Here is a 19,751-nt window from a genome sequence, read left to right as displayed (position 1 = left end):
ACTAACACAAGATGTCTCACAATATTAAACCTGGAGTTGCAACCGGAGATGAAGTTCAGGCAATTTTTGCTTACGCTAAAGCTAAAGGATTTGCACTTCCTGCGGTAAACGTTATCGGTTCAAGCACTATTAATGGTGTTTTGGAAACTGCGGCAAAGTTAAAAGCACCTGTCATCATTCAGTTTTCCAATGGTGGAGCTGCTTACAATGCAGGAAAAGGACTTTCGAATGCTGATGAGAAGGCAGCGATTGCAGGTGGAATTGCAGGTGCATTACACATCCATACTTTGGCCGAAGCTTATGGTGCGACCGTAATCCTTCATACCGATCACTGCGCTAAAAAATTACTCCCTTGGATTGATGGTTTATTGGAAGCTTCTGAAAAACATTTTACCAAAACAGGAAAGCCTTTATATTCTTCACACATGATTGATTTGTCCGAAGAACCATTGCATGAAAATTTGGAAATCTGCAAAGCCTATTTGGCAAGAATGAGTAAAATGGGAATGACGTTGGAAATCGAATTGGGAATCACCGGTGGTGAAGAAGATGGTGTTGACAATTCGGATGTTGACAGCTCAAAATTATACACCCAGCCTGACGAAGTAGCTTATGCTTATGAAGAGCTGATGAAAATTTCTCCGAGATTTACCATCGCTGCTGCTTTTGGAAACGTTCATGGCGTTTACAAACCAGGAAATGTAAAACTGACTCCAAAAATCCTTAAAAATTCACAGGATTATGTTCAGAATAAATTCAACACCGCACACAATCCGGTTGATTTTGTATTCCATGGTGGTTCGGGTTCAACCTTAGAGGAAATCCGTGAAGCGATTAGCTATGGAGTAATCAAAATGAATATCGATACCGATCTGCAGTTTGCCTTCACCGAAGGAATCCGCGACTACATGATCAAAAATATCGACTACCTAAAAACACAGATTGGAAGTCCTGACGGACCGGATTCTCCAAACAAAAAACACTACGATCCAAGAAAATGGATCCGTGAAGGGGAATTGACTTTCAACAAAAGATTAGAACAGGCTTTCGCCGATTTGAATAACGTAAACACACTTTAAAAATTATTTTAAATTCTAAATTTTGAATTTTAAATTGTTCTCTTTCATTTAAAATTTATAATTCAAAATTCATAATAACGAAACTTATGGCTTGGTTTAAAAGAACAGAAAAAGGTATTACTACCGCAACCGAAGATAAAAAAGACGTTCCTAAAGGACTTTGGTATAAATCGCCAACGGGGAAAATCATTGACCAGGATGAATTGGCAAGGAATCTTTGGGTAAGCCCTGAAGACGATTTCCATGTAAGGATTGGAAGTAAGGAATATTTTGAAATCTTGTTTGACAACAATGAGTTCAAGGAATTGGATGCCAAAATGACTTCGAAAGATCCTTTGAATTTTGTGGATACCAAAAAATATTCCGATCGTTTGAAAGATGCCATCGATAAAACAGGATTGAAGGATGCTGTTCGCACCGGTGTTGGAAAATCAAAAGGAAAGGACTTGGTAGTCTGCTGTATGGATTTCGCCTTTATTGGTGGTTCAATGGGAGCTGTTGTAGGTGAGAAAATTGCCCGTGGAATTGATTATTCCATCAAAAATAAAGTGCCGTTTGTGATGATTTCAAAATCGGGTGGAGCACGTATGATGGAAGCAGCTTACTCTTTGATGCAGTTGGCAAAAACCTCAGCGAAACTGGCACAATTGGCCGAAGCCAAAATCCCATACATTTCTTTATGTACCGATCCTACTACAGGTGGAACCACGGCTTCATATGCGATGCTTGGTGATGTGAACATTTCTGAGCCTGGTGCTTTGATTGGTTTTGCAGGTCCACGTGTGGTTCGTGATACAACCGGAAAGGATCTGCCGGAAGGTTTCCAGACTGCAGAGTTTGTATTGGACCATGGTTTCCTTGATTTTATCGCGCCAAGAAAAGAACTGAAAGACAAGATTAACTTATACATCGACTTGATTTTGAATCAGCCGATTCGATAAAAGAATAAAAAAGCGCTCATCTGAGCGCTTTTTTATTTTACTGTCTTTCCCGCGAAAGCGGGAATCCACAACGGATTTAAATGGATTCCCGCCTTCGCGGGAATGACAAAGTTTGAACAAAAAAAAACGTCTCATCCAGCCCCGACAGGAGCGAGTTACCTTGTAACGCAGAAAGCGGGAAGATGCGCGAAAGAAAGGCAAAAACGTCCGCTGCCAAAAACTCAAAAAACACTTCAACTTTTCTGCTTAGTTTTTTGTCAAATCGTTTTCTATAAAGTACCTTTGCGCCAGTTTTCAGGAAACACTAAAAAATTACCCTTGAGCGCAACAGCCAGTTCATTTTCCATAAAAAAGATTGCCCTTGATTTCAAAGAAATCACCAAGGCAGGTTTGGCGGTTAGCGTAGTGTTTTCATCCATTGCCGGTTATTTGCTTGGCGTATTGGATTTCCACGATTTAAAAATCACAACTTTACTAATGCTTGCCATTGGCGGATATTGCATGGTTGGTGCTTCGAATGCGTTTAACCAGGTTATCGAAAAGGATTTTGATGCCAAAATGGACCGAACGAAAAACCGTCCGGTGGCTTCGGGGAGAATGTCTCCAAACCATGCGCTTTTTATTGCAAGTTTACTAACCATTATTGGCTTGATATTGTTGTACCTCATCAATCCGAAGTCGGCTATGTTTGGTGCGATTTCGATATTTTTATACACCAGCGTTTATACGCCGTTAAAACAATACACACCACTTTCGGTTTTTGTGGGAGCCTTTCCGGGCGCGATTCCTTTTATGTTGGGCTGGGTTGCCGCAACCAACGATTTTGGCATTGAGGCCGGAACGCTTTTTTTGATACAGTTCTTTTGGCAGTTTCCGCATTTTTGGGCGATTGGCTGGTTCCTGTATGAAGATTATGAAAAAGCAGGATTCTTTATGCTTCCAACAGGAAAAAAAGATACTTCGACTGCATTACAGACTATATTGTATTCGGTTTGGCTGTTGGTAGCTTCATTGCTTCCTTGTTTGGGTTACACCGGAAGATTATACCTATCACCAATTGCAGGAGTATTGGTATTCTTGTTGGGGATTTGGATGATTTTTTATGCCGTGAAGTTATATCAGTCAAGAACTGCAAAAGCTGCCCGAACATTAATGCTGGTAAGCGTTTCTTACATATCTTTGCTGCAATTAGTATACATTATTGATAAATTTTTAAGATAGACTGAGTATGACAATGACCGCACAGGAACATAAGGAAAGAACCGCAAGATCGTACAAACTGCTCTTGTTGTTTGCCATGGGAAGCATGACGATGATGTTCGCCGGAATCGTGAGTGCTTTTGTGGTAAGCAAATCAAGGGAAGACTGGATGAAGGATTTCGAATTCCCGACAGCCTTTTACTTTAGTACCATAGCCATTATTTTGTGCAGCGTGACTTTTCATTTGGCTAAAAAAGCAATGCAAAAAGACAACAGGCAGGCGACTACAGGTTTGCTTTTGCTGACTTTGGCTTTGGGAATCGGTTTCGTTTTTTGCCAGTTTAAGGGATTCCATCAACTGATGGATGGCGGTTATTATTTCACCGGAGCGGAGAGTAATATTACCACTACTTTTTTATACGTAATTGCTTCGCTTCACTTGGCACACCTTGCTGGAGGAATAATTTCGCTTTTAATCATAATTTATAATCATTTTAAACAAAAATACAATTCAACACAATTGCTTGGAATTGAACTAGGTGCAATGTACTGGCACTTTCTTGATTTCTTATGGATTTGTTTGTTTTTATTTTTATATTTCTTTAAATAAGAAAAAAAATCTAAATTTGGGAACTTTTTAACTAATAACATTTATGGGAGCTAAAGATACTTCTGGAAATAATACCGAAAACGTTTGGGGCGGCGGAAATGAGCCTATGGGCGCTAGTTATGGCAAATTAATGATGTGGTTTTTCATCGTATCAGATGCCTTGACTTTCACTGGATTCCTTGCTGCATACGGTTTTTCAAGATTTAAATTTATTGATAACTGGCCTATTGCCGACGAAGTGTTTACGCACTTTCCGTTTATGCATGGTGTAGATGCACCAATGTATTATGTGGCATTAATGACCTTTATCCTGATTTTCTCTTCTGTAACGATGGTATTAGCTGTTGATGCGGGTCATCAAATGAAACAAAAGAAAGTAGCTATTTATATGCTGTTGACGATTGTTGGAGGTTTGATCTTCGTTGGTTCTCAGGCTTGGGAGTGGAAAAACTTCATCAAAGGAGAGCACGGAGCCATGGAAACTAAAGGTGGAAGTATCATTCAATTCGTAAATGCAGAAGGAGAAAGAGTAAAATTAACCGATTTTGCTGTAACGCTTCCGGAAGAAAGAGAAGAATTAAAAAGAAGCAATGGAAGATGGTTTATGAGCGAAGGTTCACTGCCAACCTATTCAGTTGCTGAAGTACAAGCCGGATTCAAGGCACATCCTGAATTATTGGTTAGGACTGAAAAAATCTACAGGGATACTAAAGAAGACCGTGAGAATAAAAAACTACAACCAGGTCTTAATAAAAACAAACATAGGGAAATCTTAACAAGGGCAGAATCAGAAATAATGGTATCCAATGGTGCTATTGTTGTTGAAGGAGCTAACCTGCACCACAATGAGTACGGAAGTAAATTGTTTGCCGATTTCTTCTTCTTCATTACAGGATTCCACGGATTCCACGTATTCTCTGGAGTTATCATCAACTTCATCATCTTCTTAAACGTAGTTTTAGGAACTTATGAAAAAAGAAGAACTTATGAAATGGTAGAAAAAGTTGGACTTTATTGGCACTTTGTCGATTTGGTTTGGGTATTTGTATTTACATTCTTCTACTTAGTTTAATTTTTTAGAAAATTTATATCATGGCACACGATCACGCACACGAACACGTATCAAATACAAAAAGAATCTGGATGGTATTTGCGCTTTTATCTGTAGTAACTACAGTTGAGGTGTATTTAGGTATCACAAGACCAGACTTCCTGTACATGCATAACTTTATCAGCATGAACCTGCTGAATTGGGTTTTCATCATCTTAACACTTTACAAAGCATATTATATTGTTTGGGCTTTCATGCACATGGAAGGTGAAAGAAGCAGTTTGCGTTGGGCAGTTGTTGCCACCGTAATTTTCCTTGCACTATATTTATTATTCATCCTTTTGGTTGAAGCTGATTATATCTTTGAGGTTTTTAAAAATTCTACTATTAAATGGAATTTTTAATACTATATTAATTCAAAAAAAGTCCCGTCTATTCTATTGAAACAGACGGGATTTTTTTATTTTTGCACATCCGTTTTCCGCATTCGAAATGAAAAAAAACATTGTCCTTTTTGTATTGTTCATCCTGCCTATAGTTGCCTATCTTTTCTTTGCGTCAGGAGTAAATAGTTTTATTTCCCTGCCAACAATCACCAAAGAAATTCCGGACGTTACTACCTGGAAAACATTGGACAGCAAACCAGTTGCCTTAACCAACAAAATAACCATACTTGGATTCATCGGAAGCGATGTTGCCAAACACAAAGGAAACTTCTTTAACCTGTATGAAATCATTTATGCGAAGTACAAGGATTTTAAGGATTTCCAGGTCGTGATGGTACTTCCCGACGGAACCCAAAACCAGGTACAGGAATTGTTGAAAGTAGACATTAAGAAATTAGGAACCTACAAAGGCTGGCATTTTGTTTTCGCTTCACCGGAAGAGATTAAAACATTTTACGGAAAGCTTCAGCTGGTTGGCCAATTAGACAATAGCCTGGCAACGCCAAATGTTTTTATTGTAGATAAAAAAAGAAACCTGAGAGGCCGAAAAGGACAGGATCAAAAAGGAACTCCCGAATACAAGGAAGGATACAATACCATTTTTGCTTCTGACCTTTATAACAAAATGATGGATGACATGAAAATCATCATTTACGAATACCGCGCAGCGCTTAAGAAAAACCACAATGCGTCAAGAGAAATATAATTTATTGCCATGAAAAAGTTTTCATATATAGGACTGTCTTTCGTAGTACTTATTTTCGGGATTATCTTTATCCCAAGAATCGTTGAAAGAATAAAAGGAGGAACGGTTGTTCAGGGCGACCGATTGGATGCGGTTTCAAATCACAAAAATGCCGACAAAACTGGCTTGGTCAAAATTGGCCCGGCTCCAAAATTTGAACTGACCGACCAAAACGGCGAAAAAATCAATAACCAAACCTATAAAGGCAAAGTATATCTGGTAGAATTTTTCTTTTCAACCTGCCCTTCCATCTGCCCAATCATGAACCGGAATATGGTAGAAATCCAAAATGATTTCTTTGGGAATCCCAATTTTGGAATTGCTTCAATTTCCATCAATCCGGAACACGATACTTCAAAGGTATTGAAAGAACACGCTGAAGAAATTGGCGTAAAATCATCCAACTGGCATTTACTGACCGGAGACAAGGATTATATTTTTGGCATTGCCAACAAAGGATTCAATCTGTACGCGGGTGAAAATAAAAATGTAAAAGGCGGTTTTGAACATTCGGGGTTGTTTGCGCTGATTGACAAAAACGGCAACATCCGATGCAGGAATGACGATTTTGGAAATCCAATTCTATACTATGACGGATTGGAGAAAAAAGGTGTAAAAGCGATTAAGGAAGACATAAAAAAACTTTTAAATGAATAACTCAGAAAACCCAACTTTAGAACAAAGATTTAAATTACCAATCATTTTAGTTTCAATTGTAATACCAGTTGTAGTGGCTGTCTTATTCTCTGTTAAACTAAAGGATTTCGGAATTGAAGTAGAACCTCTTTCGTTTTTGCCTCCAATTTATGCTTCGATAAATGGGATTACCGCTCTTTTGCTGGTAATGGGTGTAATGGCAATCAAAAACGGGAACCAAAAAATACACGAGCGGTTGATGACTACCGCAATTGCCTGTTCTATAATTTTCCTGGTAATGTATGTAGCGTATCACATGACTGCAGATTCAACAGTTTATGGTGATATCGATGGGAATAAAATTTTGGATGCTACTGAAAAAGCCAATGCCGGACCAATGCGATCGGTGTATCTGTTTATTTTGCTGACGCACATTTTTTTGTCTGTAGCAATTATCCCTTTGGTATTGATAACTTATGTAAGAGCTTTAGCCATGCGGTTTGACCGTCACCGAAAAATAGCAAAAATCACATTCCCGCTTTGGCTGTATGTTGCCGTAACCGGTGTTGTGGTTTATTTAATGATTTCACCTTATTATGCAAACTAAGCTGGCATCAAAATTATTCCTTACCACTTGTTTTCTACTTTTAGGAATTTCGAGTTATGCGCAATGCGCGATGTGCCGTGCTTCTTTGGAAAGCGAAGGCAATAAAACAAAAGTTGAAGCCGTAAATGACGGCATCGTTCTTTTGATGGCTGTCCCCTACGTCATTGTTGGGTTGATTGGTTTTGCTATTTACAGGATGTATTTCAAAAAGAAATAAAAATGAAGTGGTACCGACAGGCATTTAATCAGCTTCCTCTCAAAAAGGCATTGCTTTTCTTTCCGTTATTCTTTTTAACAATGCTCGCTTTCAGTTATTATGGTATGCGAAAGGAAAACAGGACTAATTATGCTTTTGCAATAACCCATGTCGAAGAAAACATAAACAAACATGTCCGGGTCGGGAATGATACAATTGAATTTGGCTTCGGGAATTTCAGTTCCTTTAAGGCAGATATTCAAAAAGGCGATAGTTTGGTCAAAAAGGCTTTTTCAAAAACGCTTTTCATTTACAGGAAAGACCCCATATCAAATAAATACACCGAGCACTTAAGGATGTCGGCAAATGGGATATTCCCTATTGAATGGCAATAATTTAGATTAATCCATTCCGTCAATCTTTACATTCATTTTACCGGTTGTGGTAATAAATGCAATGATGGCTTTGTTGGTTACTTCCACTTTTTCAAACTCGAAATCACTTGTTGTACCATTTACGAAAACACCTTTCATAGGAGAATAATTGTTTAGGTAAGGCAGCAAACTTTTCTTTCCTTCTTCAAGGTTTTCCCTGATGGAATAACGGCAGTTTTCCTGGATTTTTTTAAGGATAACTCCCTGTAGTAACCAGTTGGCTGTTCGCGTCAGCAATCCTTTGGTGTTTAAAACATAATCCATTTGGTCAAAATAGATTTCCTTGGTTACTGCGTTATAATTCGGAATTCCCGAAAGGTAAATCGTTCCGTTGATGCTTCCGGTCATGTCCAGTGCAATGATGATTTTGCCTTCTTTCTGCCACATGGCTACATTTTGCACTACAATTTTCCTGCTTCCGGATGCAAATTCCTTTCCCTGGAAATTGCTCGTTATGATTTTGGAAGCGCTTTCATAAGTGGAAATTGCGGCTATGTTTGCGGTGAGTTTTTCAGGCACTTTGGCTACAGCCTTAAACTGGATATCCTTTTTATCAAAAGCGGTTTTTGGTTTTGAGCCCACCATCGTCTGCATGTTGCATTTCAGCCCCAAATCCATTTTGATTTCCTTTTTGCCCAAAACCGCATCGGTCACATAAACCTCAATCGGAATTAGTTTAAACCAAGCCTGGTATTGCTCACTGGTTATAAACGGCGTACTCATTTTTTCCAAAACATCCAGGACATAGGGTTTAAAATCGCAGGAGTTTTCGATGGCTTCGTCAATTTTCTTGGCAATCTTCGATTTGAAAATCGAAAGCGTCGGATTGATGATATAGGTAATTGGCACATATTTTCCGGCAACTAAAATCGTTGGGCTTTCCGACCATTCAAAATCATCAATCTTAGAGGTTGTCGACAATTTCCAATTCGATAATTTCACATCGCTCAGCAGTGTAATGGTTCCGTTCAGGTTAATTTCACGGGTATCATTCAACCCCATGAATTCTGTTCCGTATTTGAATCGCGACCAAATCTTCAAAGGCAGTATCGTTTGTATTTTACCATTCTTTTCCACCAGTCGTATTGGCGCGGTCTTAATGATTTTCATTTCGGTTTTGTCGTCTTCAAGATTCGAATCGTTGTAGATTTCACCGTTCAGCGTTTTGTTCAATTGGTTTTCTATTTCCTTCAGCGAGATTTCAAGCGGCATGCTTACAAAAGAGGTTTTGGTATTATAAACCATCGGCGCATCATCTGAAGGCAATGGCTTTAGGGCTTCTATCTTTTGGGTTGTGGAACAGCCATTGAATAATAGCGAAAGGAACAGTACTGAAAAAGTGGCTTTTATTGAAGACGTCATTGCAAATAATTTTTTGCAAAAATAAAAGTAAATAATGTAATAACGCTGTAACAATATCAAAAAAGACAAGTCTAAGTTTGTAACTCTTTAAATAAGGAAATAAAAGACAAAAACCATATATTTGTTTTTTATAAAATTGCCATCAATCCAATTTTAACCATGACATACCGCTTACAAAAAATAGCCATTCTTTTTATTTTGGTTTTAAGTTATTCCGCTAATGCTCAGGTAAAAAACTGGACACTTCAGGAATGTATCGAATATGCTATGAAAAATAACATATCGGTAAAACAATCGGAGCTGGATGCCAAAGCAACGGATATCGACAAAAAACTTGCGCTTGGTAGTTTTCTTCCAACCTTAAATGCCGGAGCTTCGCACTCCTGGAATATTGGTTTGAACCAAAATATCACAACAGGTCTTTTAGAAAATCAAACCATACAGTATACTTCTGCTAGCATCAATTCAAGCATCGCTATTTATAACGGTTTGCAAAATCAAAACCAATGGCGGAAAGCCAAGATTGCGCAGTTGGCCGCACAATACCAGCTTACCAAAATGCAGGAAGACATTTCACTGTATGTGGCTAATGCTTATTTAGACATTCTTTTCAATAAGGAAAACCTAAAAGTGCAACAGGCACAATTGGCTTTTGATGAAAAACAATTAAACCGAACACAGGAATTGGTTAATGCCGGTTCGATTCCAAGAGGTGATCTGCTTGACATGAAAGCGACAATCGCAACGGACAATCAACGAATAATCACAGCGGAAAATGCGCTTTTGATTTCGAGGCTGAGTTTGGCGCAATTATTAAAATTAGACGATTTCAGGAATTTTGATGTTGCCGATGTAAATATTGAGCCAACGCCAAGTCCGGTTATGGCCCAAACCCCAGAAGCGATTGTTGAAAAAGCAAAAGAAATCAGGGTTGAAATTAAAATCGCACAAGCCAATTTGGACATCGCAGAGCGCAATGTGAAAATTGCAAAAGGAGGCCTGATGCCAAGTCTGACTGGTTTTTACAGTTTTAGTACAAGGGCAAGTTATTCCGATCAGGTCACCGGATTTGTACTTGATCCGGTAAATCCAACAACGATAATTGGACAGGTAGAAGGAACCGGGCAAAATGTTGTCCAGCCAAATTACCTGCCTGTATTTAGTAAGGCTGCTCCGGTTTTTGATCAATTCAGCGCCAACAAAGGACACAATTTTGGCTTGGAATTAAGGGTTCCTATTTTTAATGGTTTCTCTGCCAAAGGCAATGTCGAAAGAAGCAAAGTCAATTATGAGAAAACCAAAAATGCCTTTGACCAGGCAAAATTGGATTTGGAACTCAATGTATACAAAGCCATCTCCGATGCCAAAGGTGCTTTAAAAACCTATGAAGCTGCACTTGCCACTGTTGAAGCACGTGAAGGTTCTTTTAACTATGCCAAGGAAAAATTCGAAGTTGGGCTGATGAATGCCTTTGATTTCAATCAGTCACAAACCGTATATGTAACCGCACAATCGGATTTGATCCGTGCTAAATATGACTATATCTTTAAATCAAAAGTAGTCGAACTTTATTTTGGAATCCCAATCATTCAAAAACAATAAACCATGTCAAAAAAGAAAATTTACATACTTGTTGGAGTAGTCATCGCATTAATCGTATTGCTTATTACCTTAAAATCAAAAGGGGTTATTGGCGGTAATGATGATTCGAAAGAAGTTGAAACTGCCAAAGCTGACGAAATCACTATCGTAGAAACGGTTTCGGCAACGGGAAAAATCCAACCTGAAATTGAAGTAAAAATCTCTTCTGAAGTTTCGGGAGAAATCATTGCACTTCCGGTAAAGGAAGGCCAGGTTGTTAAAAAAGGTGATTTACTGGTGAAGATAAATCCCGATTTGTATACTTCGGGTTATAACAGGACCATATCCAATTTATCAGGTTCCAAAGCCGGATTGAGCCAGGCTGATGCTTCTTTTAAGGAAGCAAAAGCGAGCTATGACCGAAGCAAGACCTTGTATGAAAAAGGCATTATTTCAAAATCGGATTGGGAGAAAGCTGTATCCGCGTTTGAAAGTGCCAAAGCCAATAAAGAGTCGGCTTATTATAACGTACAAAGTGCCAATGCTACTGTCGCCGAAGCCAAAGACAACTTGGGAAGGACAACCATTTATGCTCCGGCAGACGGAACCATTTCTTCACTTGGCGTTGAATTGGGCGAACGTGTTTTGGGAACACAGCAAATGACCGGAACTGAGTTATTGCGAGTTGCCAACCTAAACAATATGGAAGTTGAAGTGGATGTAAATGAAAATGACATCGTAAAAATCAGCATTGGCGACAGCACCAAAATACAGGTTGACGCTTACCTGAAAAAGGAATTCAAGGGAATTGTAACCAGCATTTCCAATTCGGCGAGCACTGCAACAACAGCCGATCAGGTAACGAATTTTAAGGTAAAAGTGAGAATCCTGAAAGAATCCTATCAGGATTTATTGGAAGGAAAACCTGTGACTTATTCCCCATTCCGACCAGGAATGACTGCTACAGTTGATATCATTACCAAAAGAAAGGAAAAAGTAATTGGCGTGCCAATTAGTTCGGTTGTTGTAAAAGCGGACACTGCAGCGGTGAAAAAATACGAAGTAAAAGACGAACCCGAAGACAAAAAAGTCGTTGCCAAAAATGACAAAAAATTCGAGTGTGTTTTTGTAAAAGATGGAAACAAAGCCAAAATCAGGATTGTAAAAACAGGAATACAGGATGACACCAATATCGAGATTACTTCCGGTTTGCAGAAAGGCGATGTTGTAATTATTGGACCCTACACAACGGTTACCAAAGACCTGAATTCGGGAGACAAAGTCACTGTTAAGAAAGACTCTGAAAACAAAGAAAAAGAGAAAAAATAAACGCTTTGACTTACATTCTAAATATAGAAACCGCAACCAAAAACTGCTCTGTTTCCTTAGCGAAAAATGGAGAAACCGTTTTGTGCAGGGAAATTGCAGAACAGGGTTATTCGCATGCCGAAAAACTCCACGTATTTATTGAGGAAATCCTAAAAGAGACCAATGTAAATACGAATGAATTAAGCGCAATCGCAGTAAGCAAAGGTCCGGGTTCCTACACTGGCCTGCGCATTGGGGTTTCAACCGCTAAAGGATTGTGTTATGCCTTGGGAATTCCGCTTATAGCTGTGGATACGTTGCAGGTTTTGGCCAACAAGGTTTCCATACAAAAAGGCTTAATCGTTCCTATGATAGATGCGAGGCGAATGGAAGTCTACAGTGCAGTTTTTGACCATAAACTCCACAGGATAATGGAAGTCCAGGCAGAAATCCTAACAGAGGAAAGTTATGCCGAAATGACCGAACCCGTTTATTTCATTGGTGACTGCCAGGAAAAATGCAAAACGGTTTTAACCAAGGACAACTTTACTTTTCTTTCCGAAATAGTATTTCCTTCTGCAAACGAAATGAGTGCGTTGAGTTATGATAAATTCGTTAAAAATGACTTTGAGGACGTCGCCTATTTTGAGCCTTTTTACCTGAAGGATTTCTTGATTGCCAAATAACTTATTGCTTCGAACTTTCCTTTACAAAAGGCTGAATCACAATTCCGGCTTCGTCAAAAGCTTCCTTGCATTGCTCCAAAACATCGGAACACATCTGCCCAAAATCTGAATTTTTTGCCCAAGGTTGAATCGCAAGCTGAATTGCAGAATCGGTTAAAAGGTTCACCACAACTGCCGGCGCAGGCGTTTTCAATACCTTAGGATGGTTTTCCAAAACCTGCATTACAATTGCCTTTGCGGTTTTAATATTGGTTTCATAAGAAATATTGAACAACAGGTTGGCTCTCCTGTTTTTCCCAATGGAGAAATTGGTAATCACACCATTGGACAAAATGCCATTGGGCACAAAAATAGTCTGATTGTTTCCGGTAATTAATTTGGTTACAAATATCTGGATTTCGCTAACCGTTCCCGAAACTCCCTGTGCTTCAATGGCGTCTCCAACCTTAAAAGGTTTGAATAAAATGATCAAAACGCCTCCAGCCAAATTGGATAAGGAACCCTGCAACGACAAACCAACTGCCAAACCCATGGCACCAAGTATTGCCACAAACGAAGAAGTTTCAATTCCGAGTTTGGAAATAAACGTCACAAAAAGCAAAAACCGCAATGCCCAAAGCAGGCTGTCTGCTAAAAATCGGGATAAGGTTGGGTCCAATTCCCGTTTTTCCATAATCTTTCTTACCAAACGGTTGATCAGACGGATTACATACAACCCTATGAAGAGAATTACCAAAGCCGTAATCAGCTTAGGCGAATATTCAATCAGCATCTTGATAAATTGATCTACATATTCGGCAAACGAATGTATGTAATGCAGCTCTTTCTTTTCCATGGTTTGATAAAAAAATCCCGACGAATCGGGATAAATTGGTTATGCAAAAATAATAATTTTAAAAATTAATCCGCATTTTCATCCGCTGCTTTTACGGCATCTTCTGCTTTTGTCCTAACTTCCTCTGCATCTTCGGAAGCATCACCTGCAAACGCACTTACTTTTTCCTTAACAGTATCAACAGTTTCATGGGCAAAATTCTCCGCTTTATCAGCAAACTCACCTGCTTTTTCTTTTATAGTGTCGGCAAAATTATCAATGGCTTCTTTCGCCTGCGGAAATTTCTCCTCTATTTTTTCCTTTGTTGAATCAATGAAATCCTCAACTTTATCTACCAGTGGTGCTGCTGCGTCTTTGGCCTTGTCGATTGCGCTGTCTGCAAAATCTTCTGCCTTATCAGCCAATCCGCTTGTTGTTCCCTTGGCTCCGCCAAATAAATTCTTAAAAAATCCTCCTATTCCCATGTTTGTAGTTTTTAGTTAATTAATAATAACAATATTACGATTTTTATCCGACTAAAGCCCTATCTGCGTGGTGATTTCTTCAAAGCTGGCCGTTGGTTGTTGGCAGCTTCTATTTTGGCATAAATAAAACAGTGTTTCGTTTTCCGAAAAGCGGTTTTGCAAAAACGGAAGCGCAGAAACCGTGGTGCTTCCTGCTAAAATAATGTTGGGCATATAATTTTGATTTATTTTTTGAAGATGTTCCAATGCCTTATTGCCACAAACAGCCAATTCCTTGTTCTGTTCCGAAAAATTTAAAAGTACGTTCAGCCAATTTGAAAATGCCGAAGGATACGTTACTGTTGGGATAATATTGTGAACCATTTGTTGACAGATTTTTTCATAATAGCCATTCTCGAAATAAATGCCCAGCTTGAACAACGCATCGGCCATCACGGAGTTTGAAGCCGGAATCACATTGTCCTCTACTTCAAAATGGCTTGTAATTAAGGCTTCGTCCTTATGCGAAGTGAAGGAGAAGAATTGCGCTTTTTCATCATAAAAATTTTCAAAAGCATAATCGGTTAGCTGCTTTGCATTTTGCAACCATTTTTCATCAAAGCTGATTTCGTATAACGAAATGAAAGCCTGGATTACATGTGCATAATCTTCAAGAAAACCATTGATGGTAGCTTTAGCCACGCTCTGTTCGGGTTCGCCTCGAGTTCCTTGCTTGTAACTGTGGTTTAGATTCCCTTCCGGAGTCCAAACTTTTTTGATAATAAAATCAGCATTTTGCAAAGCGATTTCTAAATATTTTTGGTTACCCAACGCTTTGTATGCTTCAACAAAACCTTTGAGCATAATGGCATTCCACGACGTCAGGCATTTATCATCCAGTCTTGGTTTGCTGCGTTTTTCCCTTTCGTGATAAAGGATTTGTTCCCAATGTTTTTTCTTTTGTTCCAAAATTTCCAAAGGGATTTTTTGCTGTTTTGCTATTTCGTCAAGCGATTGATTTTGGATTAATACATAATTCTGATGTTCCCAAAATCCAAATTCATTGATATTGAAAACAACCGAAAACAATTCGAAATCCTCCTGAAGCAGGCTTTCCAATTCCGATTTTGTCCAAACATAAAATGCGCCTTCCTCAAGATGGTTTGCAGCATTCAAACTATCGGCATCAAGCGCTGAATAAAAACTTCCTTCTTTGGTCAACCATTCTTTCTCTACGAAATCCAGGGTTTTTTCAATGACTTCCTTGTAGCGTTTGTTTTTTGTCAATTTATAGGCGTTTGCATAAAGCGAAACCAATTGACCGTTGTCGTAAAGCATTTTTTCGAAATGCGGCACATGCCATTTTATATCGACGGAATAGCGCGAAAAGCCGCCATCAAGTGTATCGAATAAACCTCCATAAGCCATTTTGGTTAGCGTGAGGTTTACAAAATCCATCACCGTTTGGTTTTTGGTTTGATGCGCGTAGCGCAATAAAAATTCATAGTTTGTTGGCATCATGAATTTGGGTGCACGTGCCATTCCGCCAAAATCCCAATCGAAGCTCCGCTCCCATTTTGCCACCAAATCGGAAAGTACTGCAAAATTAAAATCCGTTTCAGTTTCCGATTTTGAAATGACGCTTATCGAGGCTAAACCGTCATGCAGTTTTTGGGCGTAATCCAAAATGGTTTGTGGTTGTTCGGTATAAATTTCCTGAAGTCTTTCGAGAGAATTGATCCATTCATTTTTCCTGAAATAAGTTCCGCCCCAAATGGGCCTTCCGTCGGGCAGAGTCACCACGTTCATTGGCCAACCGCCATGACCGGTCATGATTTGGACAGCTTTCATATACACCGCATCAATGTCGGGGCGTTCTTCGCGGTCGATTTTTATCGAAACAAAATGGGCATTCATGGTTGCAGCCACTTCATCGTCCTCAAAACTTTCGTGTTCCATTACGTGGCACCAATGACAGGCGGAATATCCAATGCTGACAATGATAAGTTTGTTTTCTTTTTTTGCAAGTTCTAAAGAATGAGCATTCCAGGCTTTCCAATGCACAGGATTGTTGGCGTGTTGTAGAAGATAGGGACTGGTTTCGAGGTGTAGTTCGTTCATTGCAGATTTTTTAGCCCGGATTGAGCGATTGTTGGAGCTCTTTTCGTCAGTTCGAGTTTTTGTTTCGCTTCCCGATACATTCCCGCCGAAGGCGTGAACACTCGAAGTGACGAAACAAAAGTATCGAGAACAAGAAAAAGCGACTCGCGAAAGCCGGATTAGCTCCTAAAATTACATAAAAAAAGCGTCTCCGAAGAAACGCTTTGTGAATTATCCGTTTAAGGCTTCAACCACAATGTCCTTGTCGTTGAGCATGTCCTTGAGCATGTTTTCGATACCGCTTTTTAGTGTGAAAGTTGAGGAAGGACAGCCGTTGCAGGCACCCTGAAGCACCACTTTTACACGTTTGTCGGTTTCGTCATAGGAATCAAAAAGGATGTTTCCACCATCGGCAGCAACCGCTGGTTTTACGTATTCCTCAAGGATGTTGATGATTTGCTTTGAAGTTGTATCGAGATTGTCAAAATTCTTGATTTGCTGTTTTTCCTGTTTTTCGGTTGCCGCGATTTGGGTTTCGTCGATAACAGTTCCGCCATTTTCGATAAATTGTTTGATGAATGTGCGGAGTTCCATTGTGATTTCATCCCAAGAAATGCTGTCGTATTTGGTAACCGAAACATAATTTTCGGCGATAAAGATTTCCTTTACATAATGGAATTTGAATAATTCCTGTGCCAAAGGCGATGGTTTTGCCTCATCGATGTTTTTGAATTCGGCTGCGACTTTGGTCAATGCCTTATTCACCACAAATTTGAGCGAAGCCGGATTTGGCGTGGTTTCGCCATAAACAGTCACCGGTTGTTTTTTGATTGGATTTTCATTTGCCAACACGATAACGCCACCATTATTGACGAAATTTTCAATCTGTTCTGCAACATCTTCCTGTACATCGGACCATTCTACGATGCTGAATCTTTCGACAGCCACAAAATTTCCTGAGATGTAGACCGTTTTTACGAATGGAAGGTAAAATAATTGTTGAGCCAAAGGTGAATTTTTGGCTTCGTCGATATTTTTGAATTCAAAACTTTGATTTTGAGTGATAAATTCCGGGAATTCGAATTTAATTATGGTTGGATTTTGGGTTTCTTTTATATTGATTTTCATTAGTTAAGTGTATTTTTCTGCAAATTTAACAAAGTTATTTTCTGTGAATAACTATATTTGGGACAATTAAATAATAATTAACATATTGTTACGTTTTACGTATGATACAACACCATATTAATGAAACGGATTTTACTTTTAATAATCATTTTTTTAACAGGGTTTAATTCCTTTTCACAACCAATCACTGTTAGTACCACAACTTATACTGTTCCGCAACTGGTTCAGGACGTTTTATTCGCCCCTACAACCGGTAGTGCTTCCTGTGTGGGAACCATCAGCAACATTACGTGGAGTACCGGAAACACTGGTACTAATGGCTCTTACAACGGAATTGGTTATTTTACAAATTCAAATCCTGCCTTTCCATTATCTTCAGGTGTTATCCTGACAACCGGTGATGTAACCGGTACTCCGGGACCGAACGATTATGAGCTTGGTGATGCGGCAGATGTTCAATGGCCTGGTGACCAGGATCTTTTTGATTATATGGATGGATTGGGTATTGATCCTAATTTACTGGATTATAACGATGCTACCATTTTGGAGTTTGATTTTACGCCGCTAACCACGACGATGAGTTTTGATTTTCTCTTTGCATCTGAAGAGTATGGTGTTTATCAGTGTGATTATTCTGATGCTTTTGCCTTTTTCTTAACCAATCTAACAGCCGGAACCCCAACAACAAATTTGGCCTTAATTCCAACTACTACTGTTCCGATTTCGGTTGTGACCATTAGGGATGGCGCTTATTATTCAGGTGGAGGTGTTAATTGTGGTTCATCCCATGCCGGGTATTTTGGGAATTTCAATGGCGGTGCTGCTGCTCCGGGCTCGGCAACAAATTTTAACGGAGAAACTGTTTTGATGACGGCAAGTTCTAACGTAATCCCAAATAACGTATACCATATCAAACTTGTGATTGCCGACCGAAATGACAATCAATTTGATTCTGCCGTATTTTTGGGTGGAGGAAGTTTTGATATTGGAACCCCAAATATTGCAGGTACAGGCTCTGAATTTGGAGGCTTTACAGATTTTACAGGTCTTAATTCTGTTTGTAGTTCAGCCAGTTTGGTTGTTGAAGCGGGTTCTGCTCCAATAACCGGTGCAACTTATGCCTGGACATTGGATGGCAATCCGGTTGGGACCAATTCATTTACCTACACTATTACACAGGCTGGCGTTTATGGGGTTACGATAACTTATCCGGGTGGATGCCAACAAACCGATTCGATGACTGTTCAATACCGTCCATCGCTTGCCTTGGGAACACCAAACGATTTGACACAATGTAGTGCTCCTTTCAATTTAATGCAAAACACTCCTGTTATACAAAATGGAGTATCAAATCCGGTAACCTATCATCATACTCTGGCAAATGCACAGCAGCAATTTGGCGCTATTGGCAATGCCGGTAATTACAATGGAACTGATGGTGAGATAATATATGCAAGCGTTGAAAATTTTGCTACAGGCTGTATCGAAACGACACAATTTACGTTGCATATTGACCTTAGTTTATGTATTGTTCCACCTATTCCTGGGACACCGCCAGATATGGTTCAATATGAAACTACACCCAATTCAGGTGTTTCAATATTTAATTTCACGCCACAGACTGCGTTTGTTTATGGTTCAAATCCGGTATCCGATTTTACGGTTACCTACTATCCTACGCTTGCCGATGCAAACGCGGGAACGAATCCGATAACGAATATTACTGCTTTTCAAAATACGATAAGTCCACAACGGATTTATGCCGTTTTATCCGATAATGCCCACCCAACAAATTTTACTGTAACCAGTTTTCAGTTAATTATTGTGGCGTTGCCTAATGTTTCGATTTCGGGTCCAGTTGCAGTTTGCAGCGGAGATTCAGCAACCATTACTTTTACAGGTACTCCAAATGCAACTGCCAATTATACGTTTAATGGCAATCCTGCCCAGATTCCTTTAGGCCCATCTGGAACAAATACTTTCATATCGCCTCCATTACTGCTTCAGGCTACCTTTAATTTGGTTAGCGTAACCATTACAACTGCAGCAGGAACAACTACGCAATCTGAGTCTGGTTCAGTGGTTGTAAATATAACCTATCCTCCATCAATTAATACCCCAACAGATTATGTGGTTTGTGATGACAGCCTGGATAATGATGCCCTCAATTGTAATTTTGATTTAACTACTAAAATAACTGAAATCACAAGTGACCCAACTGTTCAAGTTGATTTTTTTGAAACAGCAACATCAGGAAGCCCGATTCCTAACCCTTCGTCTTATTGCAATATTGTTTCCGGAAACCAGGAAATCTTTGTAAGAGTCTATGACCCAACTACACCAGCCTGTTACTCTAACACATC

Annotated in this window: 20 protein-coding genes; 15 read left to right on the top strand and 5 right to left on the bottom strand. The window is 39.3% G+C overall.

What is annotated here, in order from left to right; translation table 11 throughout:
* Window positions 1-11 precede the first annotated feature (11 nt).
* The 11 genes from fbaA (at window position 12) to L1S31_RS13300 (ending at window position 7,906) form a co-directional block, all read left to right on the top strand.
* A complete protein-coding gene (fbaA, locus tag L1S31_RS13350) occupies window positions 12-1,079 on the top strand; it encodes a class II fructose-bisphosphate aldolase (RefSeq protein ID WP_236465250.1) in 1,068 nt (355 codons plus the stop codon).
* Between the two features lie 86 nt (window positions 1,080-1,165).
* Window positions 1,166-2,020, top strand: a complete 855-nt coding sequence (gene accD / locus L1S31_RS13345) for an acetyl-CoA carboxylase, carboxyltransferase subunit beta (RefSeq protein ID WP_236465249.1) — start codon at window positions 1,166-1,168, stop codon at window positions 2,018-2,020.
* A gap of 318 nt (window positions 2,021-2,338) precedes the next feature.
* Window positions 2,339-3,241, top strand: a complete 903-nt coding sequence (cyoE, locus tag L1S31_RS13340) for a heme o synthase (RefSeq protein ID WP_236465248.1) — start codon at window positions 2,339-2,341, stop codon at window positions 3,239-3,241.
* Window position 3,242: 1 nt separating this feature from the next.
* A complete protein-coding gene (locus tag L1S31_RS13335) occupies window positions 3,243-3,830 on the top strand; it encodes a cytochrome c oxidase subunit 3 (protein ID WP_370637881.1) in 588 nt (195 codons plus the stop codon).
* A 43-nt stretch (window positions 3,831-3,873) separates the two neighbouring features.
* Window positions 3,874-4,902, top strand: coding sequence for a cytochrome c oxidase subunit 3 (locus tag L1S31_RS13330; RefSeq protein ID WP_236465246.1), 1,029 nt, complete (start codon window positions 3,874-3,876; stop codon window positions 4,900-4,902).
* Between the two features lie 20 nt (window positions 4,903-4,922).
* Window positions 4,923-5,285, top strand: a complete 363-nt coding sequence (locus L1S31_RS13325; RefSeq protein WP_236465245.1) for a cytochrome C oxidase subunit IV family protein — start codon at window positions 4,923-4,925, stop codon at window positions 5,283-5,285.
* 88 nt (window positions 5,286-5,373) lie between these two features.
* Window positions 5,374-6,033, top strand: a complete 660-nt coding sequence (locus L1S31_RS13320; RefSeq protein WP_236465244.1) for a hypothetical protein — start codon at window positions 5,374-5,376, stop codon at window positions 6,031-6,033.
* A gap of 9 nt (window positions 6,034-6,042) precedes the next feature.
* Window positions 6,043-6,729 (top strand): SCO family protein, encoded by a 687-nt coding sequence (locus L1S31_RS13315; RefSeq protein ID WP_236465243.1) that lies wholly within the window; start codon window positions 6,043-6,045, stop codon window positions 6,727-6,729.
* Window positions 6,722-7,315, top strand: coding sequence for a DUF420 domain-containing protein (locus L1S31_RS13310; RefSeq protein ID WP_236465242.1), 594 nt, complete (start codon window positions 6,722-6,724; stop codon window positions 7,313-7,315). The genes L1S31_RS13315 and L1S31_RS13310 overlap by 8 nt, the downstream gene beginning before the upstream one ends.
* Entirely contained in the window at window positions 7,305-7,532 is a 228-nt protein-coding gene (locus tag L1S31_RS13305) for a CAMCR motif-containing small membrane protein (RefSeq protein ID WP_236465240.1), read from the top strand. Before L1S31_RS13310 ends, L1S31_RS13305 begins: the two co-directional genes overlap by 11 nt.
* Window positions 7,533-7,534: 2 nt before the next feature.
* Entirely contained in the window at window positions 7,535-7,906 is a 372-nt protein-coding gene (locus tag L1S31_RS13300; RefSeq protein WP_236465239.1) for a hypothetical protein, read from the top strand.
* A 6-nt stretch (window positions 7,907-7,912) separates the two neighbouring features.
* Here the strand turns inward: L1S31_RS13300 and L1S31_RS13295 are convergent, their stop codons facing one another.
* Window positions 7,913-9,307, bottom strand: coding sequence for a DUF4403 family protein (locus L1S31_RS13295; RefSeq protein ID WP_236465238.1), 1,395 nt, complete (start codon window positions 9,305-9,307; stop codon window positions 7,913-7,915).
* 159 nt (window positions 9,308-9,466) lie between these two features.
* Here L1S31_RS13295 and L1S31_RS13290 point away from each other — a divergent pair, with 159 nt between their 5' ends.
* Genes L1S31_RS13290 through tsaB form a run of 3 tightly spaced genes read left to right on the top strand, consistent with a single transcriptional unit; the run spans window position 9,467 to window position 12,882 of the window.
* Window positions 9,467-10,909 carry a TolC family protein gene (locus L1S31_RS13290; protein ID WP_236465237.1) on the top strand — a complete coding sequence of 481 codons (1,443 nt, stop codon included), beginning with the start codon at window positions 9,467-9,469 and terminating at the stop codon, window positions 10,907-10,909.
* Window positions 10,910-10,912: 3 nt separating this feature from the next.
* Window positions 10,913-12,217, top strand: coding sequence for an efflux RND transporter periplasmic adaptor subunit (locus L1S31_RS13285; protein WP_236465236.1), 1,305 nt, complete (start codon window positions 10,913-10,915; stop codon window positions 12,215-12,217).
* A 5-nt stretch (window positions 12,218-12,222) separates the two neighbouring features.
* The gene (gene tsaB / locus L1S31_RS13280; RefSeq protein WP_236465235.1) at window positions 12,223-12,882 is read left to right on the top strand and encodes a tRNA (adenosine(37)-N6)-threonylcarbamoyltransferase complex dimerization subunit type 1 TsaB; all 660 of its coding nucleotides are present in this window, start codon (window positions 12,223-12,225) and stop codon (window positions 12,880-12,882) included.
* 1 nt (window position 12,883) lies between these two features.
* Here tsaB and L1S31_RS13275 read toward each other — a convergent pair whose 3' ends face one another.
* From L1S31_RS13275 to L1S31_RS13260, 4 genes are all read right to left on the bottom strand, one after another.
* The gene (locus L1S31_RS13275; RefSeq protein WP_236465234.1) at window positions 12,884-13,717 is read right to left on the bottom strand and encodes a mechanosensitive ion channel family protein; all 834 of its coding nucleotides are present in this window, start codon (window positions 13,715-13,717) and stop codon (window positions 12,884-12,886) included.
* Window positions 13,718-13,782: 65 nt separating this feature from the next.
* A complete protein-coding gene (locus L1S31_RS13270; RefSeq protein ID WP_236465233.1) occupies window positions 13,783-14,181 on the bottom strand; it encodes a hypothetical protein in 399 nt (132 codons plus the stop codon).
* A gap of 51 nt (window positions 14,182-14,232) precedes the next feature.
* Window positions 14,233-16,281: a thioredoxin domain-containing protein gene (locus L1S31_RS13265; RefSeq protein ID WP_236465232.1), complete on the bottom strand. Its 2,049-nt coding sequence runs from the start codon at window positions 16,279-16,281 to the stop codon at window positions 14,233-14,235.
* A 210-nt stretch (window positions 16,282-16,491) separates the two neighbouring features.
* Entirely contained in the window at window positions 16,492-17,388 is an 897-nt protein-coding gene (locus L1S31_RS13260; RefSeq protein ID WP_236465231.1) for a NifU family protein, read from the bottom strand.
* A 120-nt stretch (window positions 17,389-17,508) separates the two neighbouring features.
* Here L1S31_RS13260 and L1S31_RS13255 point away from each other — a divergent pair.
* The coding region (locus L1S31_RS13255; protein ID WP_236465230.1) for a choice-of-anchor L domain-containing protein at window positions 17,509-19,751 on the top strand (2,243 nt) is incomplete at its 3' end.

Origin of the sequence: Flavobacterium wongokense, from assembly GCF_021608265.1 — a bacterium.
Classification (GTDB): Bacteria; Bacteroidota; Bacteroidia; order Flavobacteriales; family Flavobacteriaceae; genus Flavobacterium; species Flavobacterium wongokense.
The sequence above is the reverse complement of the archived record's forward strand: the minus strand, read 5'-3'. Positions and strand labels throughout refer to the sequence as shown.

Excerpts from the sequence above, each read along its gene's own strand:
- fbaA (WP_236465250.1), top strand. The coding sequence starts at position 12 with ATGTCTCACAATATTAAACCTGGAGTTGCAACCGGAGATGAAGTTCAG.
- accD (WP_236465249.1), top strand. The coding sequence starts at position 1,166 with ATGGCTTGGTTTAAAAGAACAGAAAAAGGTATTACTACCGCAACCGAA.
- L1S31_RS13330 (WP_236465246.1), top strand. The coding sequence starts at position 3,874 with ATGGGAGCTAAAGATACTTCTGGAAATAATACCGAAAACGTTTGGGGC.
- L1S31_RS13325 (WP_236465245.1), top strand. The coding sequence starts at position 4,923 with ATGGCACACGATCACGCACACGAACACGTATCAAATACAAAAAGAATC.
- L1S31_RS13320 (WP_236465244.1), top strand. The coding sequence starts at position 5,374 with ATGAAAAAAAACATTGTCCTTTTTGTATTGTTCATCCTGCCTATAGTT.
- L1S31_RS13315 (WP_236465243.1), top strand. The coding sequence starts at position 6,043 with ATGAAAAAGTTTTCATATATAGGACTGTCTTTCGTAGTACTTATTTTC.
- L1S31_RS13310 (WP_236465242.1), top strand. The coding sequence starts at position 6,722 with ATGAATAACTCAGAAAACCCAACTTTAGAACAAAGATTTAAATTACCA.
- L1S31_RS13305 (WP_236465240.1), top strand. The coding sequence starts at position 7,305 with ATGCAAACTAAGCTGGCATCAAAATTATTCCTTACCACTTGTTTTCTA.
- L1S31_RS13300 (WP_236465239.1), top strand. The coding sequence starts at position 7,535 with ATGAAGTGGTACCGACAGGCATTTAATCAGCTTCCTCTCAAAAAGGCA.
- L1S31_RS13295 (WP_236465238.1), bottom strand. The coding sequence starts at position 9,307 with ATGACGTCTTCAATAAAAGCCACTTTTTCAGTACTGTTCCTTTCGCTA.
- L1S31_RS13290 (WP_236465237.1), top strand. The coding sequence starts at position 9,467 with ATGACATACCGCTTACAAAAAATAGCCATTCTTTTTATTTTGGTTTTA.
- L1S31_RS13285 (WP_236465236.1), top strand. The coding sequence starts at position 10,913 with ATGTCAAAAAAGAAAATTTACATACTTGTTGGAGTAGTCATCGCATTA.
- L1S31_RS13275 (WP_236465234.1), bottom strand. The coding sequence starts at position 13,717 with ATGGAAAAGAAAGAGCTGCATTACATACATTCGTTTGCCGAATATGTA.
- L1S31_RS13270 (WP_236465233.1), bottom strand. The coding sequence starts at position 14,181 with ATGGGAATAGGAGGATTTTTTAAGAATTTATTTGGCGGAGCCAAGGGA.
- L1S31_RS13265 (WP_236465232.1), bottom strand. The coding sequence starts at position 16,281 with ATGAACGAACTACACCTCGAAACCAGTCCCTATCTTCTACAACACGCC.
- L1S31_RS13260 (WP_236465231.1), bottom strand. The coding sequence starts at position 17,388 with ATGAAAATCAATATAAAAGAAACCCAAAATCCAACCATAATTAAATTC.